Annotated in this window: 18 protein-coding genes, 1 tRNA gene and 1 pseudogene; 10 read left to right on the forward strand and 10 right to left on the reverse strand. The window is 32.4% G+C overall.

The features are described from left to right. The first annotated feature begins 115 nt into the window (after window positions 1–115). Window positions 116–979 (forward strand): hypothetical protein, encoded by an 864-nt coding sequence (locus ACVQ8P_RS00485; RefSeq protein ID WP_462296888.1) that lies wholly within the window; start codon window positions 116–118, stop codon window positions 977–979. 51 nt (window positions 980–1,030) lie between these two features. Further along, window positions 1,031–1,117: transfer RNA gene (locus ACVQ8P_RS00490), tRNA-Ser, on the forward strand. Window positions 1,118–1,301: 184 nt separating this feature from the next. Here the strand turns inward: ACVQ8P_RS00490 and ACVQ8P_RS00495 are convergent. From ACVQ8P_RS00495 to ACVQ8P_RS00530, 8 genes and pseudogenes are all read right to left on the reverse strand, one after another. After that, window positions 1,302–1,637 (reverse strand): annotated as a pseudogene (locus ACVQ8P_RS00495) (tyrosine-type recombinase/integrase); the annotation flags it as partial. Between the two features lie 304 nt (window positions 1,638–1,941). Next, entirely contained in the window at window positions 1,942–2,523 is a 582-nt protein-coding gene (locus ACVQ8P_RS00500; RefSeq protein WP_462296889.1) for a tyrosine-type recombinase/integrase, read from the reverse strand. 88 nt (window positions 2,524–2,611) lie between these two features. Continuing rightward, window positions 2,612–3,193, reverse strand: coding sequence for a hypothetical protein (locus ACVQ8P_RS00505; protein ID WP_462296890.1), 582 nt, complete (start codon window positions 3,191–3,193; stop codon window positions 2,612–2,614). Between the two features lie 67 nt (window positions 3,194–3,260). Then, on the reverse strand, window positions 3,261–3,599 hold the full coding sequence (locus ACVQ8P_RS00510; protein WP_462296891.1) for a hypothetical protein: 339 nt from the start codon (window positions 3,597–3,599) through the stop codon (window positions 3,261–3,263). Window positions 3,600–3,668: 69 nt separating this feature from the next. Beyond that, complete coding sequence (locus ACVQ8P_RS00515; RefSeq protein WP_462296892.1) at window positions 3,669–4,211, reverse strand: GIY-YIG nuclease family protein; 543 nt, start codon at window positions 4,209–4,211, stop codon at window positions 3,669–3,671. A gap of 87 nt (window positions 4,212–4,298) precedes the next feature. Then, window positions 4,299–4,520: a DUF4041 domain-containing protein gene (locus ACVQ8P_RS00520; protein WP_462296893.1), complete on the reverse strand. Its 222-nt coding sequence runs from the start codon at window positions 4,518–4,520 to the stop codon at window positions 4,299–4,301. A gap of 26 nt (window positions 4,521–4,546) precedes the next feature. Next, window positions 4,547–4,711, reverse strand: coding sequence for a hypothetical protein (locus ACVQ8P_RS00525; RefSeq protein ID WP_462296894.1), 165 nt, complete (start codon window positions 4,709–4,711; stop codon window positions 4,547–4,549). Between the two features lie 23 nt (window positions 4,712–4,734). After that, the gene (locus tag ACVQ8P_RS00530; protein WP_462296895.1) at window positions 4,735–5,094 is read right to left on the reverse strand and encodes a transporter; all 360 of its coding nucleotides are present in this window, start codon (window positions 5,092–5,094) and stop codon (window positions 4,735–4,737) included. Window positions 5,095–5,472: 378 nt separating this feature from the next. Between ACVQ8P_RS00530 and ACVQ8P_RS00535 the strand changes: the two genes are divergently transcribed. Then, window positions 5,473–6,624, forward strand: coding sequence for a hydroxymethylglutaryl-CoA synthase (locus ACVQ8P_RS00535; protein WP_462296896.1), 1,152 nt, complete (start codon window positions 5,473–5,475; stop codon window positions 6,622–6,624). Window positions 6,625–6,762: 138 nt separating this feature from the next. On the opposite strand, the gene lexA is transcribed toward ACVQ8P_RS00535, so the two are convergent. Continuing rightward, window positions 6,763–7,383, reverse strand: a complete 621-nt coding sequence (gene lexA, locus ACVQ8P_RS00540; RefSeq protein WP_462296897.1) for a transcriptional repressor LexA — start codon at window positions 7,381–7,383, stop codon at window positions 6,763–6,765. Between the two features lie 147 nt (window positions 7,384–7,530). On the opposite strand from lexA, the gene ACVQ8P_RS00545 reads away from it, so the two are divergent. The 4 genes from ACVQ8P_RS00545 to ACVQ8P_RS00560 all read left to right on the forward strand — a co-directional run bounded on the left by ACVQ8P_RS00545 (window position 7,531) and on the right by ACVQ8P_RS00560 (window position 11,711). Further along, window positions 7,531–7,773: a DUF896 domain-containing protein gene (locus ACVQ8P_RS00545; protein ID WP_462296898.1), complete on the forward strand. Its 243-nt coding sequence runs from the start codon at window positions 7,531–7,533 to the stop codon at window positions 7,771–7,773. Between the two features lie 95 nt (window positions 7,774–7,868). Then, window positions 7,869–8,105, forward strand: a complete 237-nt coding sequence (locus ACVQ8P_RS00550) for a YneF family protein (RefSeq protein WP_462296899.1) — start codon at window positions 7,869–7,871, stop codon at window positions 8,103–8,105. A 68-nt stretch (window positions 8,106–8,173) separates the two neighbouring features. Continuing rightward, window positions 8,174–9,931 carry an ABC transporter ATP-binding protein gene (locus ACVQ8P_RS00555; protein WP_462296900.1) on the forward strand — a complete coding sequence of 586 codons (1,758 nt, stop codon included), beginning with the start codon at window positions 8,174–8,176 and terminating at the stop codon, window positions 9,929–9,931. Next, a complete protein-coding gene (locus tag ACVQ8P_RS00560) occupies window positions 9,924–11,711 on the forward strand; it encodes an ABC transporter ATP-binding protein (RefSeq protein WP_462296901.1) in 1,788 nt (595 codons plus the stop codon). Before ACVQ8P_RS00555 ends, ACVQ8P_RS00560 begins: the two co-directional genes overlap by 8 nt. A gap of 89 nt (window positions 11,712–11,800) precedes the next feature. Here the strand turns inward: ACVQ8P_RS00560 and ACVQ8P_RS00565 are convergent, their stop codons facing one another. Beyond that, window positions 11,801–12,424, reverse strand: coding sequence for a lysophospholipid acyltransferase family protein (locus tag ACVQ8P_RS00565; protein WP_462296902.1), 624 nt, complete (start codon window positions 12,422–12,424; stop codon window positions 11,801–11,803). 105 nt (window positions 12,425–12,529) lie between these two features. Between ACVQ8P_RS00565 and ACVQ8P_RS00570 the strand changes: the two genes are divergently transcribed. The 3 genes from ACVQ8P_RS00570 (at window position 12,530) to ACVQ8P_RS00580 (ending at window position 14,603) form a co-directional block, all read left to right on the forward strand. Next, window positions 12,530–13,276 carry a tRNA1(Val) (adenine(37)-N6)-methyltransferase gene (locus ACVQ8P_RS00570; protein WP_462296903.1) on the forward strand — a complete coding sequence of 249 codons (747 nt, stop codon included), beginning with the start codon at window positions 12,530–12,532 and terminating at the stop codon, window positions 13,274–13,276. Beyond that, window positions 13,266–13,541: a GIY-YIG nuclease family protein gene (locus ACVQ8P_RS00575; protein WP_462296904.1), complete on the forward strand. Its 276-nt coding sequence runs from the start codon at window positions 13,266–13,268 to the stop codon at window positions 13,539–13,541. Before ACVQ8P_RS00570 ends, ACVQ8P_RS00575 begins: the two co-directional genes overlap by 11 nt. Window positions 13,542–13,610: 69 nt before the next feature. Next, a complete protein-coding gene (locus ACVQ8P_RS00580) occupies window positions 13,611–14,603 on the forward strand; it encodes a D-2-hydroxyacid dehydrogenase (protein WP_462296905.1) in 993 nt (330 codons plus the stop codon). Window positions 14,604–14,615: the final 12 nt, after the last annotated feature.

Consider the following 14,615-nt stretch of genomic DNA (forward strand, 5'->3'; position numbering starts at 1 on the left):
TTGATAAAAGAGTGTTTCAATTATGAAATACTCTTTTTATATATTCTCTTGTGACTAAATTAAATCAGATGACTAAAATTTGAAATATATATTTATATACTAAGGGGTATTTGATATGATTGCACAAACATTTTATTTAATCATTTTAATTATTTGGATGGTTATGATTGGTTTGACTGCTTGGGAAAAGGGTCCAACTAATTTTTTGAAATATATATTTACTACTGCAAAGATTCCGAGTCAAAATAGATTCCAACGCTCTTTTTTATCATTTTTGGTTGTTCAAGAAAAAGAGCAAAAATCTTATTTTTATGCGCTAAGTTTTTTAATGTGTACAATACTTGGATTAATGTTCTGGCCGGAGTTGATAATTTTAAGATTAATGACCTTTAGTGCCGCTTCATTGTTATTTTGTTATAGTTTTTTTTCTTATTTAAAATTATTTCCTAAGCAAACAAAAATTTGGCAAATTGAGTCCTATTTATTATTACTTATTACTACTTTTATTTTTTATTTAATTAATTATATGAATCTAATTACACCACTGACTGAAGAGACGGTTATTTTTACATTTGCATTAGGTATTATTATTATTACATTTAGTTCATTTTATTTATTGAAGTTACTTTCATATATTGTGCAAAATAATTTTGCACATACTGTTCAAGTTATTGCCGAATTTGCTTTAAATATTTTTTACGAAGGGTTGCTTGTTGGGACCTCTTTAATAGGTGTTCTGGGCGGTGAAACGAAAGTTACTGAGTTTATTGCAAAATTACCAAGTACCCATATCGGTGATCATTTGGTGGCACTTTCATACTATGGCTTAAGTGATTTCTTTGGAGATCCTATTAATACCATTCAAAATGTGCAATCATACCCAACTATTATTTTGTATATACATTTATTGAGTTTGTTATTCGGTGCAAGTTATACATGGATATTCCTTGCTAACTTGATAAGCATTGATAATAATTAAATGTGTTTTGCAATTATATTAAAAAGTTGATATACTAAACAAAGTTGTTTTGGAGAGTTGGCAGAGTGGTAATGCACCGGACTCGAAATCCGGCGAACGCTGTAATGGCGCGCGCAGGTTCAAATCCTGTACTCTCCTTAATTAAAATATCATGTTTTCTCATGTTTGCCGAATTACTGTTAAATCAGTAGTTCGGCTATTTTTTTGCTCTTTTTGATGTCATATACATTCCTATGTTTGCTATCAAAGGTAAGTCAAAAAGGACAGTCAGTTTTTTTGAGGTTAGTCAATTTTAGGCTTAAAGGTTAGTCAGTTTATAATACTAAAAATCAACGTCTAAAGCGGACTTGAGTTTCTCTTTTTGATTTGAAGTAACATGGGTATATATATCTAGGGTTACACTGATATTTTTGTGGCCTAGTCGTTCTTGAACTGATTTAGGTGTGATTGTACTGTCTTTTTCAAATAGCCATGTTGCATGTGTATGACGCAAACCGTGGGGCGTGATTTGATGCACAAAGGTTTTGTAATAATCATCATTTGTTTGAATGTAGGTAGCATTAAAATCTGAAATACCTTGATTAATAATAGACTTGATCCATGTATTTGGTTTACTTAAATTACGCCAAGTGTTTTTATTATTTGGAAAGACGAGTGCAGATTCTGAAGAGTATTCACGATAGGACTTGAGTAGGTCCGACTATTAAAGTATTTAAATCGATTATTCTGAGAAAGCCATTTAGGAGGTTGTACAGCTAATTTTCCTCCCTCAACCATCGCTAATGTCCGTTTAATATCAATCGTGCTATCGTCGAAATTAATATCGTTCCATTCAAGCGCAAGAAGTTCACCTTTGCGCTTGCCTATATACGCTAATACTAGTAAGAATGTAGCATGGGTGAAATCGATGCTTCCTGTATTATCTTTATTAGAATTGTTAAGAAGGTAACGAGTGAATTTTTCTAATTCAAGACTACTAAAAAATTATTAGATTGATCCTTAGCGAGGTTGGTCACTTGTCGTTTTGGAAACATAATGTGATCAAAAGGATTTTCGTTAATTAATTTTAGAGTAAAAGCAAAATCAAAAACTCGTTTGGCATAACGACTCAATATATTTAGTTTCGTGTATTTAGATGACCAATCGTTAACAATAGGCTGGAGAACGTCTGATGTAATGACGCTAATCTTCATGTCACCAATAACTTGCAATATATGAACGTCAAACATCTGTTTCGTTTTATAAATAGTACTAGATTGAACTGTATTTCTGTACGATTCTGTAAACCATCTCAAATAGACATCGTTAAATGTTAATTGTGAGGGAGATGAAGCAACAGTTGAAAATACAAAAGAATCATTTCTAACGCTGGCTTCAATTTTCCTGTATTCTGCGTTAGCTAGGGCAGGTGTCTTAAAGCCGCGTCGGGTTGTTGTCGACTTCTTTGAAGTTTTAGGATTAATACTGATATAAATTTGAAACATATATTTTGTGATTTCTTTTTTAGATGTATATTCTTTAATTGCAGGATTTTTTATATTCAAACAAATCACTCACTTCTTATAAATGAAACGTACGTTCTTTTTAGATGTAAAATAAAAGCCCTGAGTAGGACAATTAATAAAAATGTTTTTATAATTTTATATCGAATGATTTTCTGCAGTTTAGGCAGATGGCGTGATATTTTTTACCACGTTTACCCGCAAATCCAGCAATTGTTCCAATGCCACCGGTCAATACAGCCCCGCCAACAGCTTTGCCAACAGAAAAAGCTTTCTTCTTATTATCTAATATTTGAATATTAGTAGATTTACATTTAGGGCAATGAGGGGAGTTCGCTGCGTGTTTTTTCTCTTTTGCTTCTTTGACATAACTTTCGGCATTTTTCATTTTAGCCATATTATTAACAGTGTTCAGTCTAGTAGAGGTATCTTCTAGTTTTTTGTTCTTTTCTATTAAATCATTATACTTAATTTCAGCTGATTCAAATCTATCATTGCTTTCTAAAATATTTTGTTCTGAAATAAGAAGTTCTTTTTGTTTATTAATAATTTGAGTATTTAATATATGCAGCTGTTGATCTAAATCAAAGTTAGATTGTTCTTTTATAGAAAGTTTGATATTCGTTTGTACCTTTAATAGGGCATTTTCTTTTTCAAGTTCGTTAATTTTGTTTTTAAACTCAGTTAATTTAAATATATCTGATAATGTCATAATAGCTCCTCCAAAGTTTTAGTTATGTTGCAAAGTGAGCTGATGTATCAATGCACTCGTTTTAAGATTATTTTTTAGACAAATCTGTATAAGTAATCATCCAAGAGCCAAAGGCAGATTTGGCATCTTTAACCTTAACTGTTACGGTATCTCCTTTTTTAACTTTTGGATTTGAGTCACTAACAAAATTGAGGTGCTTACCAGTTTGTAGATTATAACCAGCAGCGCTATTTGGAACTGCCTCTGACACTTTAAATTCAACAGTTTTACCATTGATATCAGTGCCATTATTTAGTGTGGATTCAGCTTTATTTGTAGTATAATCTGGTTTTGTCTTATTTCCACAGGCAGAAAGTAGTAAGATTGAAACACCTAAAATACCTAATAAACTAATAATTTTTTTCATAATATAATTCCTCCACCTAGAAATATGATAAATTTTAATTTTTTTAACTTGTTATTAATTTTTTAAAGATTATTTTATAGCTGAAATAGCTAACGATTCCCTATACTCTTCTGCGACAGGAACTTCTTCAAAATCTACTGTTAAATCTTTATAATTTGTTAATGCCGCTTTGATATCTTCAATAGGAATGTTAAAAAATTCTTTTCTACTATTAACTTTATTAATTCTTTGATTACTAAATTTATGATGTAAATCAGATTCTAATTGATAAGCATCATAACTAAAAATAAGGGCATGAATATCAAATTTATAAGGAACTGATGCAGATGATGGTTCTGCTATTCTATCAAGTGGTTCTAAGCGACGCGTAACACCAATCTTAACAATATCTTTCCCAAATGAGCCAATGTTTGAAATAATATATACATATCCCGCTGTTGTATTTTGTAGCCTATAATCCAGTGCTTCTTTGTCCTTTTCATGTGTATCAATTTGCTGCTGTAATTCAGAGAGTTGAAGTTTAAGGCTATTTTTTTCAGATTCATCAGCAGTTAGTAATTTTTCTTGAAGTTCAGTAATTACGTTTTTATAATGTTTAATTTCTTTATTCAATGCCTTCTGTTTATTTTCTATTTCCTTTTTTAGTGCTTTTTCTTCACGTTCTTTTTCTCTTTGTTCTCGTAAATCTTCTTTTTCTTGTTATTTCTTTTGAGAATACTCATATGCTAAATATAATTCTTGTATTTTAAGGTCGAAGTAGTCAGATAAGAGACGGGTACTAGTTACTTCATACATTTTATTATGTTGGTCAAATGATGTTTCAATTCGTTTTTCAATACGTTCTAGGTTGGAGTATGTAACTTTATTAATTGCTGATTCACATTCGTTGTTAAATCCTCGTAAAATCGTTTTGTTATTCATTTTTCTACCTTTAGCTTTACTATTATCTACAGTCCAATTACCGATACGGCTCGTTTATCTTTGATCATCATCTTCTGTTCGCGCCTGAGTTCAGTTAACTTTTCTTTGTAACCTAGAGCAGTTGCAAAGTCATAATGTGGTTCGTATATTCCAAAATCTTGCATTGCTAAATTATCTTCAAGTAATCCCAAAGTTTTTTTGAGGTTATCAATATCTATATTACCCGTTGATTAAAAGCAAAAATGGCTGAAAGTATTACTAATACTAATGCTGGTAAAACGAGTAAGCTTAAAGAAAAACCGAACATAACATACCCGATTATTCCAAGAATGTGACCAATAATTGAAATATTATTTTTGACTGATTGAATAAGACCAATAATATTTAAAGCAAGACTAATGGATATAAAGATACAGATGATAAAAAATGTAATAATGACTAGAAAACTTAAACTGCTATCATTATTTTTAAACTCGTCCACAAGAATTGAGAGCATGATAGGCCAAGAACTTGCCATTAAAATAGCACCGAAAATATTAGAAATACCTGCAATTGTATTAATTTTTAATTTCATTATATTATTCTCTTTAGTCAGCTTTTAATGTGAATCAGTCTATTGCACGTTAATTGAATGCAAGCAGCCGAAATTACACCTGTTTGAAGTATTTATACGCTCTTTTGTATATTATTAATAATAGGTAATGCATAGCGTGATTGCAATTACTTTTTGTATTTAGGACTAAAAGTATTGTGTATTACATATCGTCTTAGAAGTATTAGCACATTAAAATACAACACATTCTGTTTAGGACATAGAAAAATTAACATATCAATTAAGATGTTAATAATGAAATGATGTTATTTTTTTCTTATGAAAAATTGTCAAATCTTGCCATTAAATAGGACATCAAGTACAATAATGGCAAGATTATAAATGGAAGTTGGCTGAGTAATGAAAATTGGAATTGATCGCATTAATTTTTTTACATCGGATAAGTATGTTGACATGGCTGAATTGGCTGAGGCTAGGGATGTGGATCCTAATAAGTATTTAATTGGGATTGGTCAGTCGAAAATGGCGGTTATTCCACCAACTCAAGATGTTGTAACGATGGGTGCGAATGCTGCAGATTTATTGATAGATGATGAAAACAGAGAGAAAATTGATTTTGTTATTTTTGCAACAGAATCTGGTGTTGATAATTCTAAATCGACAGCAGCCTATGTTTCTGGTTTATTAGGATTAAATCATGTAAGGGCAGTTGAAATTAAACAAGCTTGTTATGGTGCAACGGCTGCGATTCAATTGGCAAAAGGACATGTGGCTCTTCATCCAGATAGTCAAGTACTAGTTATTGGTGCGGATATTGCAAGATATGGGTTAAAGACTTCTGGAGAGCCTACACAAGGTGGCGGTGCCGTTGCAATGATGATTACGGCGGATCCAGCGCTATTAACATTAGATGCAGACAGTGGGTTCGTAACGGAAAATGTTATGGATTTTTGGCGTCCTTTAAATCATAGTGAAGCACTTGTAGATGGCAAAGCGTCACAGAATGTTTATTTGGATTTTTTTAATCAAACATGGAATGAATATAAAAATAAAACTGGATTAACAGTAAATGATTTTAAAGCAATACTTTATCACTTGCCATATACAAAACTTGGCATTAAAGGATTAAGAGAGGTGCTTCCAGAAGCAAGTGAAATTAAAAAAACTGAATTAACACATGAATTTGAAGCGGCTAAAAAATATAACAATCAGGTTGGAAATTTATATACTGGATCATTATATTTAAGCTTTATTTCTTTACTTGAAAATAGTGATGATTTAGAAATCGGTGATAGAATTGGATTTTATAGTTATGGTTCTGGCGCGGTTGGTGAATTTTTTTCTGGTAAATTGGCTGCTAATTTTAAAAGTCACTTGCCTCAAACAAATTTGGAATCACGAGTTAAAGTATCTGTTGCGTTGTACGAAAAGACCTATCAAAGTCAATTAAAAAATGATGGTGCGGATATTGATTTAGATTATGCTAATGATCCAGCTAAATTTATTTTAATTGGTAGTAGCAATATGCAGAGACAATACCGAATACAATAAAAATATTAACCGATTTAACCCCTAAGTTGAGACTAACTTGGGGGTGCTTTTTATGGCTGATGAATTGAATACAAAATAAATAAGGCAATCAATTACCACTCAAAGTTGAGTAGCAGTTGATTGCCTTGTAAGCCATTATTAAAAATGACGATAGAGTCCAATTACTTTACCTAAAATAGAGACCTTATCTAAGATAATAGGTGCCATCGTATCATTTTCAGGTTGGAGTCGGAAATAATTGTCTTCTTTGAAGAATCTTTTACAGGTCGCTTCATCGAATTCATTCATAGCGATAACAATTTCGCCATTTTCAGCATTTGACTGTTTTCTGACGATGACCTGATCGCCGTTTAGAATACCAATATTAATCATACTTTCTCCACGAATTGTTAGCATGAATAGGTCATCTGAAGAATTAAAGTCAGGTGGTAAGGGGAAATAATCAGTCACTTGTTCAACTGCTAAGATAGGAACACCAGCGGTAACAGTACCTACCATTGGAATTAAATTTTCATGACTATTAACACCAATTGCATCTAAACCAAGTGGTGTAAGTTCGATGGCTCTAGGTTTAGTAGGGTCTTTAGTTAGTAATCCTTTTTTTTCAAGTCGAGCAATGTGTCCATGAACCGTGGAAGTTGAAGATAAAGAAACAGCTTCACCAATTTCTCTAACAGTTGGCGGATAGCCTTTTGTATCCACTCGTTCATGAATAAAGCGCAAGACCGCAAGTTGCTTGCTGTCAGATGCTTTTGTCATTTCGTACACCTCATCATCATTATTTATTACTTTAATAGTAGCATATGAAAGTATCTGTTGCAAACAAACGTTCGGTTAATTCAAATGATTGTTTTTTATGATATTATCGGGTATGCTTATGAGTGAAATTTTAAGGAGTGATAGTAAATGAGTCCAGAAGATTTAACACCAAGAATAAATGAATTAGCTGCAAAAAGTAAAACTGCTGAAGGATTAACAAAATCTGAAGAAGTTGAAAGAAAAGAATTACGTGAAACCTATCTGGCATTATTTAGAGAGGGTTTTAGAAGCCGGGTTGAAATGATGCAGGTTTATGATAAATCAGGTAAAGAAGTAACCCCAGATAAAGTAAAAAAAGTGCAACGTGACAAAGGCTTACGAGACGATTAGTAAAATAGTTCACACTTTAGGTAGAATTACCTTTTCTTTTATGTCAAGATTGTGTAGAATTAATGATTGAAGTGAATTGAAAGGGGTCTTGAATTATGTCAATAGGAATGACGATTTTAATCGCCGTTATTGCGTTAGCAGTTGGACTTGTCGGAGGATTTTTCGGTGCTCGTAAGTATATGGAAACATATTTACAAAAGAACCCACCAATCAATGAAGATATGTTAAGAATGATGATGGTCCAAATGGGCCAAAAGCCTTCTGAAAAGAAATTACATCAAATGATGTCATCAATGAACGCACAAGCAAAAAATAGCTCACAAAAAAAATAAGTTAATATTTTATGAACAGGCAAGGGTTTTCTTTGCTTGTTTTTTTTTCACAAAAAGGGGGCACCAGAATGAATATTTTTAGAAAACTTGGATGGTTTTTTAAACAAGAAAAAAAATCATATAGTATTGCAGTATTTTTCTTGATTTTAGTGGCAATTTTCCAAATTGTGCCACCTAAGATTATTGGAAATATTGTTGATAGCATGAGCGAAAAAGAATTAACAGTAAGCAAACTTGCTATTTGGATTGGCATTCTAATTTTTGTTGCAGTGGGTCAATACTTGTTTAGGTTTGTTTGGCGAAGAAATATTTGGGGGAGTGCTGCTCGCCTTGAAAAAATTTTACGAACCAGATTATTTAGACATTTTATGCAAATGGATCAATCGTTTTTTCAACAGAATCGCACTGGCGATTTAATGGCACATGCCACAAATGATTTAACGGCTATTCAACAAGTTGCGGGTGCTGGAATATTAACCTTTGCTGATTCAATTATTACAGGTGGAACGACTATCATAGCGATGATTTTTTTAATTGATTGGCGATTAACCATTTTGGCAATTATTCCACTACCTTTGTTAGCAGTTATGGCTAGATATTTAGGTACCAAAATCCACACGGCATTTTCTACCTCACAAGCGGCATTTTCAACATTGAATAACAAAACGCAAGAGAGTGTTAGTGGCATTAAAGTTATTAAGACACTTGGACAAGAACAAGAAGATATTGCTGATTTTGAAGAAAAAGTTCAAGAAACAATCAAAATTAATAGAAGAGTTAACTTTTTAGATGCGCTATTTGATCCTATAACAAGTTTAATTATTGGGTTATCATATGTTTTTACTATTATTTTGGGTGGTTATTATGTAACTAATAATGTTATTTCAATTGGACAACTCATTTCATTTATCAGTTATATCGCGTTACTTGTTTGGCCAATGTTTGCTATTGGGCGACTATTTAATATTATCGAACGTGGTAATGCTAGTTATGATCGTGTACAAATTTTACTTAATCAAAAAAGCGGCATTATTGATAATAAAAAAGGGTTAACTAAATCACCAGCAGGACCTTTTGATTTCAGTATTCAGCATTTTAATTATCCAGATGATGATCGTGAAAGTTTACATGATGTTAGTTTTCATATTGGTTCTGGGCAAACGCTTGGGATTGTTGGTAAAACTGGTGCTGGTAAGTCAACAATTATGAAATTAATACTGCGTAAATTTGATGCATATAATGGTATTATTACGGTTAATGATTCAGATATTAAAGAATACGCATTAGATACATATCTCAAGTCAATTGGGTATGTTCCGCAAGAAAGTTTCTTATTTTCAACGTCTATTTTTGATAATATTCGATTTGCAAATATGGATTTAACAAAAGAAAAAGTTGAAAATGCTGCATTTGATGCGGATTTGGCTAGCGATATTATGGAACTACCTCAAAAATATGAAACAGAGGTTGGTGAACAAGGAATATCATTATCTGGTGGTCAAAAACAACGTTTAGCTATTGCTCGTGCGTTAGTTATTGATCCAGAATTGTTAATTTTAGATGATGCACTTTCTGCTGTTGATGCTAGAACGGAATCAGTTATTTTGAATAGATTAAAAAGTAAACGTCAAAATAAAACAACTATTATTTCTGCGAGTCGTATGAGTAGTGTTATGGATGCAGACGAAATTATAGTCATTGATGGTGGAACAATAGTTGAGCGAGGTAAACATGCTAGCTTAATGGCATCAAAAGGTTGGTATTATCAAATGACAACTAAACAACAACTTGAAAGTAAGCTAGATGGAGGTGATTTTGATGAGTGAACAATCTAAGTCAAGTTGGCAAAAAGAATTGAGTAGTAAGGAACAAAGAACGGTTATTAAAAGATTGTTGCCCTATACAAAAGAGTTTAAAGCAGATTTTTTAATTGCTATTTTATTTGCTGCAATCTTGAGTGGCATTAATATACTTTTACCATTACTCTTACAATATTATATGGATCATTATCTGCAATCAAAATCAACACCGCTAAATATCATGTTTTTATTTGCGGGACTTTATTTTATGGGTGTCATTTTAAAAGCAGTCACACAGTTTATTCAAACGTATTTGTACTCAATGGGTGCAGAAAAAACATTGGAAAAAATTCGTGTGATTCTTTTTAAGAAAATTCATACATTAGGTATGAGATATTTTGATCAAACACCGGCTGGAGCCGTCGTTTCTAGGGTGACTAACGATACAATGACTTTAGCAGATTTTTGGACGTTATTCATGACGTTAATTGTGGGGGTGTTTTCACTTGTTTCTGCTTTTGTGGCAATGTACATTGCCAAACCACAAATTGCATTAGTGACATTGATTTTTATTCCTATTTTATTAATAACAACTTGGTATTATCAGCGTTTTAGTTCAAAAGTATATCGACAAATGCGAGAATATTTGAGCCGATTGAACACAAAATTGAACGAATCAATTGTTGGTATTAGTGTCATTCAGCAATTTCGTCAAGAGAAAAGAATTGAAAGCGAATTTGAAGACACGAATGACCTTTATTTGAAAAAAAGATTTGAAATGATTCGGACTAATTCGTTATTATTATCACCAATTATTAGTTTATTTTATGCATTGGCAGTTGTGATTACGTTGGGATTGTTTGGTATCAATAGTCTGGATCATTTTGTTGAGGCAGGAATGGTGTATGCATTTTTGACGTATTTACAAAATTTCTTTAATCCTATGACTAATTTGATGGATTATTTGACAACATTTCAAGATGGTATTGTTGCGGGTAGTCGAATCATTAGCGTTTTAGACGATCAAACGACGGAACTACAGCAAGCACCTGAAGAAGGTGCAACCATTATGAATGGTAAAATTGAATTTAAAAATGTTACTTTTTCATATGATGATGAAAATACTGTTTTAAAAAATATTTCATTTGTAGTTCAGCCTGGTGAAACATTGGCATTTGTGGGCCATACGGGTAGTGGTAAAAGCTCAACCATTAATGTATTGATGAGATTTTATGACTTCCAAGAAGGTCAAATTTTAATTGATGATGTGGATATTAAAAAATATTCATCTGAAGAACTTCGTAAGAAAATGGGTCTGGTATTGCAAGATTCATTCTTATTTTATGGAAACGTTGCGTCTAATATTAGAATGTTTAATGAAACTGTAACTGATGAACAGATTGAAAAGGCCGCTAAATTTGTCCATGCTGATCAGTTTATTGATAAATTACCACAGAAGTACCAAACAAGAGTTGTTGAACGTGGCGCAACTTATTCTGCTGGTGAGAAACAGTTAATTTCATTTGCGAGAACAATTGTGACTAATCCTAAAATTTTAATTTTGGATGAAGCTACAGCAAACATTGATACTGAAACAGAACAACTTATCCAAGCTGGCTTGAAACAAATGAGACAAAATAGAACGACATTGGTTATTGCTCATAGATTATCGACTATTGTTGATGCCAATCAAATATTAGTTTTAGACAAAGGTGAAATTGTCGAACGAGGAACACATGACGAATTGATTGACTTACAAGGTAAATATTTTGATATGTATCATTTGCAGAATGGTTCGGAAGATTAACTTGAATTAAACTAGTACAGGATTAGGTATAAGCTTTCAAAAAAATAAAAATACCGCTTGAAAATCATCATGATTTTCAAGCGGTATTTTTATTTTTTATGAGGATCAACGTATTTAAAGTCAGGATTAATATCGTTATCTAGTTTTTTAAATGAACTTGTTAATTGAGTATCTATTTGCGCTTGAACCTCATCAGTTAACTTTGTTTTTTTATCTAGATAGATAGGATCGCCAAATGCAACGGTAATTCTTTTTCTACTGAAAAGCTGTTTAAAGGTTAATGGACCTTGATAAACTGCGGGAACTAAAGGGACTTTTGCCATACGAGCAATTAAGAGTGAGCCACCTTTTAATTCTTCAGAATGGCGGGTTCCTGATGGGAACATGATTAGGGACAATTCGCCTTTTTTTAAAAATTTGACAGGAATTTTAATGGTTGATGGGCCAGGATTTTCGCGATCAACGGGAAAAGCATTGGCATGAATTAAGATATAGCGTAAAATTGGATTTACAAAGAGTTCTTTTTTTGCCATAAATGAAAATTTCTTAGGACTAGCGGCTAAGGCAAAGTAAATGGGGTCAAACCAAGTCCGATGCGGACCTACTAAAATATATGATCCTTCGGGAAGATTTTCTTTATTAATATAATGAGCGTTTCCGTTGATTAAAAAGGTAATAATTCTTACAATAAATCGTGCAAATGAATAGAACATGTCGCAACAATCCTTTCAAATTTAAACTTTAGTATGTTAAGTATGACTAATTAAATTCAAAGTTGCAAGTTTAAGTCAAATTTATAGAAAGCGGGGTGACAATGAATGGTCTCACTCAATGAGAATGAACGGATTGATCAATTGTATTCAAATCAGATTCAAATTATTCAGAGTCCAGATGTTTTTTCTTTTTCACTAGATGCTGTTTTGTTGGCTCATTTTGCGGAAGTTTCAAGAAAAGAGTCAGCTAGAATTGTTGATTTATGCGCTGGAAATGGTGCAGTTGGTCTCTTTATTAGTCAAAAAACAAAAGGTCAAATCTATCAAATTGAACTACAAGAGCGATTGGCGGATATGGCTAAGCGAAGTATTGAATTAAATCATCTGGAAAATCAGGTACAGGTTAAGCAATTAGATTTAATTAAAACGTTTGATTATCTAAAAAAGGATTCCGTTGACACCGTCCTTTGTAATCCGCCCTATTTTCCGAATACCCCTGAATCTTCACGGAATCCTAACCCATACTTGGCTATTGCAAGACATGAGATTACGACTGATTTAGATAAAATTTTAGAGATTACTAGTGGCCTGTTAAAAATGAAAGGAAAAACTTTTTTTGTTCATCGTCCTGATCGCTTGCCTGAAATTTTGAGTAAGATGGTTAATCATCGATTAGCACCTAAAAGAATTCAATTTGTTCATCCGAAAGAGGATAAAGAAGCAAATATGGTTTTAATTGAAGCTATTAAAGATGGAAATGCGGCTGGAATAAGAATTATGCCGCCAATTGTTGTTTATGATAATGATAATGACTATACGCAAACTGTTCGGGAGATTGTCTATGGTAGTTGATAAACACTATTATTTCTATGTTCTATTATGTGCCGATAATACATTATATGGAGGATTCACTACGGATCCTGAAAAAAGACTTGCCACTCATAATGCAGGCAAAGGAGCCAAGTATACTAAGCTACCCAGTAGACGTCCTTTAAAGATGATTTATCAAGAAGTTTTTGCGACAAAATCAGAAGCGTTGAAGAAAGAATATGCCTTTAAACACCAACCAAGAAGTAAAAAAATCGCTTATTTAAGAGAACAATCAGTTGAAATCTGAAATAATATAAAAAAGAGATTTCAAATGATATAATTAACAGATAAATTTATATAGAGGAGTTACAATATTATGAAAATTATTGCTTATGGCATTCGAGACGATGAATTACCTTATGTTCAAGAATGGGAAAAGAATAATCACATTAAAATAAAGACTGTATCTGAATTATTAGATGAAGAAACGGTCGAATTAGCGACAAATTACGATGCAATAGTTGCTTATCAACAAAAGGATTATACAGCTGGGTTGATTAAAAAAATACATGACTTAGCTATCAATTACTTGTCAATTCGTAATATTGGTGTTGATAATGTTGATGGGGATGCCGTTAACAAGTACGGTTTAATCGTGACAAATGTGCCATCATATTCACCAAGTGCAGTCGCGGAACTTTCTGTTGCTAAATTACTTGAATTATTTAGGAAGACCCCACAGTTTAATCATAAAATGCAAAATAATGATTTTACTTGGGAGCCTGATATTTCTAAGGAAATTCGTACGCAAACAATTGGCGTAATTGGGACAGGAAGAATTGGACAAACGGCTATTCGAATTTTTAAAGCTTTTGGTGCAAAAATAATTGGGTATGATATTTATCAAAATCCTGCTTTAAAAGAAGAAGGGATTTATGTTGATTCTTTAGATGAGTTATACGCAAAATCAACGGTTATCACCATTCATAGTCCAGCAACTGAAGATAATTATCATTTGTTAGATGATGCTGCCTTTAATAAAATGCAAAACGGTGTGCATATTTTGAATATGGCTAGAGGAACGTTAATTGATACGGATGCTTTGATAAGAGCATTGGATTCAGGAAAAGTGGCGGGAGCTGCTTTAGATACACTTGAAAATGAAACTGATTATTTCAATGAAAAGTTAACGACGTCGCAGGTGAATGGAACTTTTAAAAACTTATTACAACGTGAAAATGTTTTGATAACGCCACATACTGCGTTTTACACGGAACCTGCCGTTAGAAATATGGTAATTGGTGCGCTAGATGCAAGTAAAGATTTAATAGAGACAGGTCATTCAGATAAAGAAGTGACGTTCAAATAAACTGATTTAGAA

It is taken from the genome of Dellaglioa sp. BT-FLS60 (genome assembly GCF_054941065.1).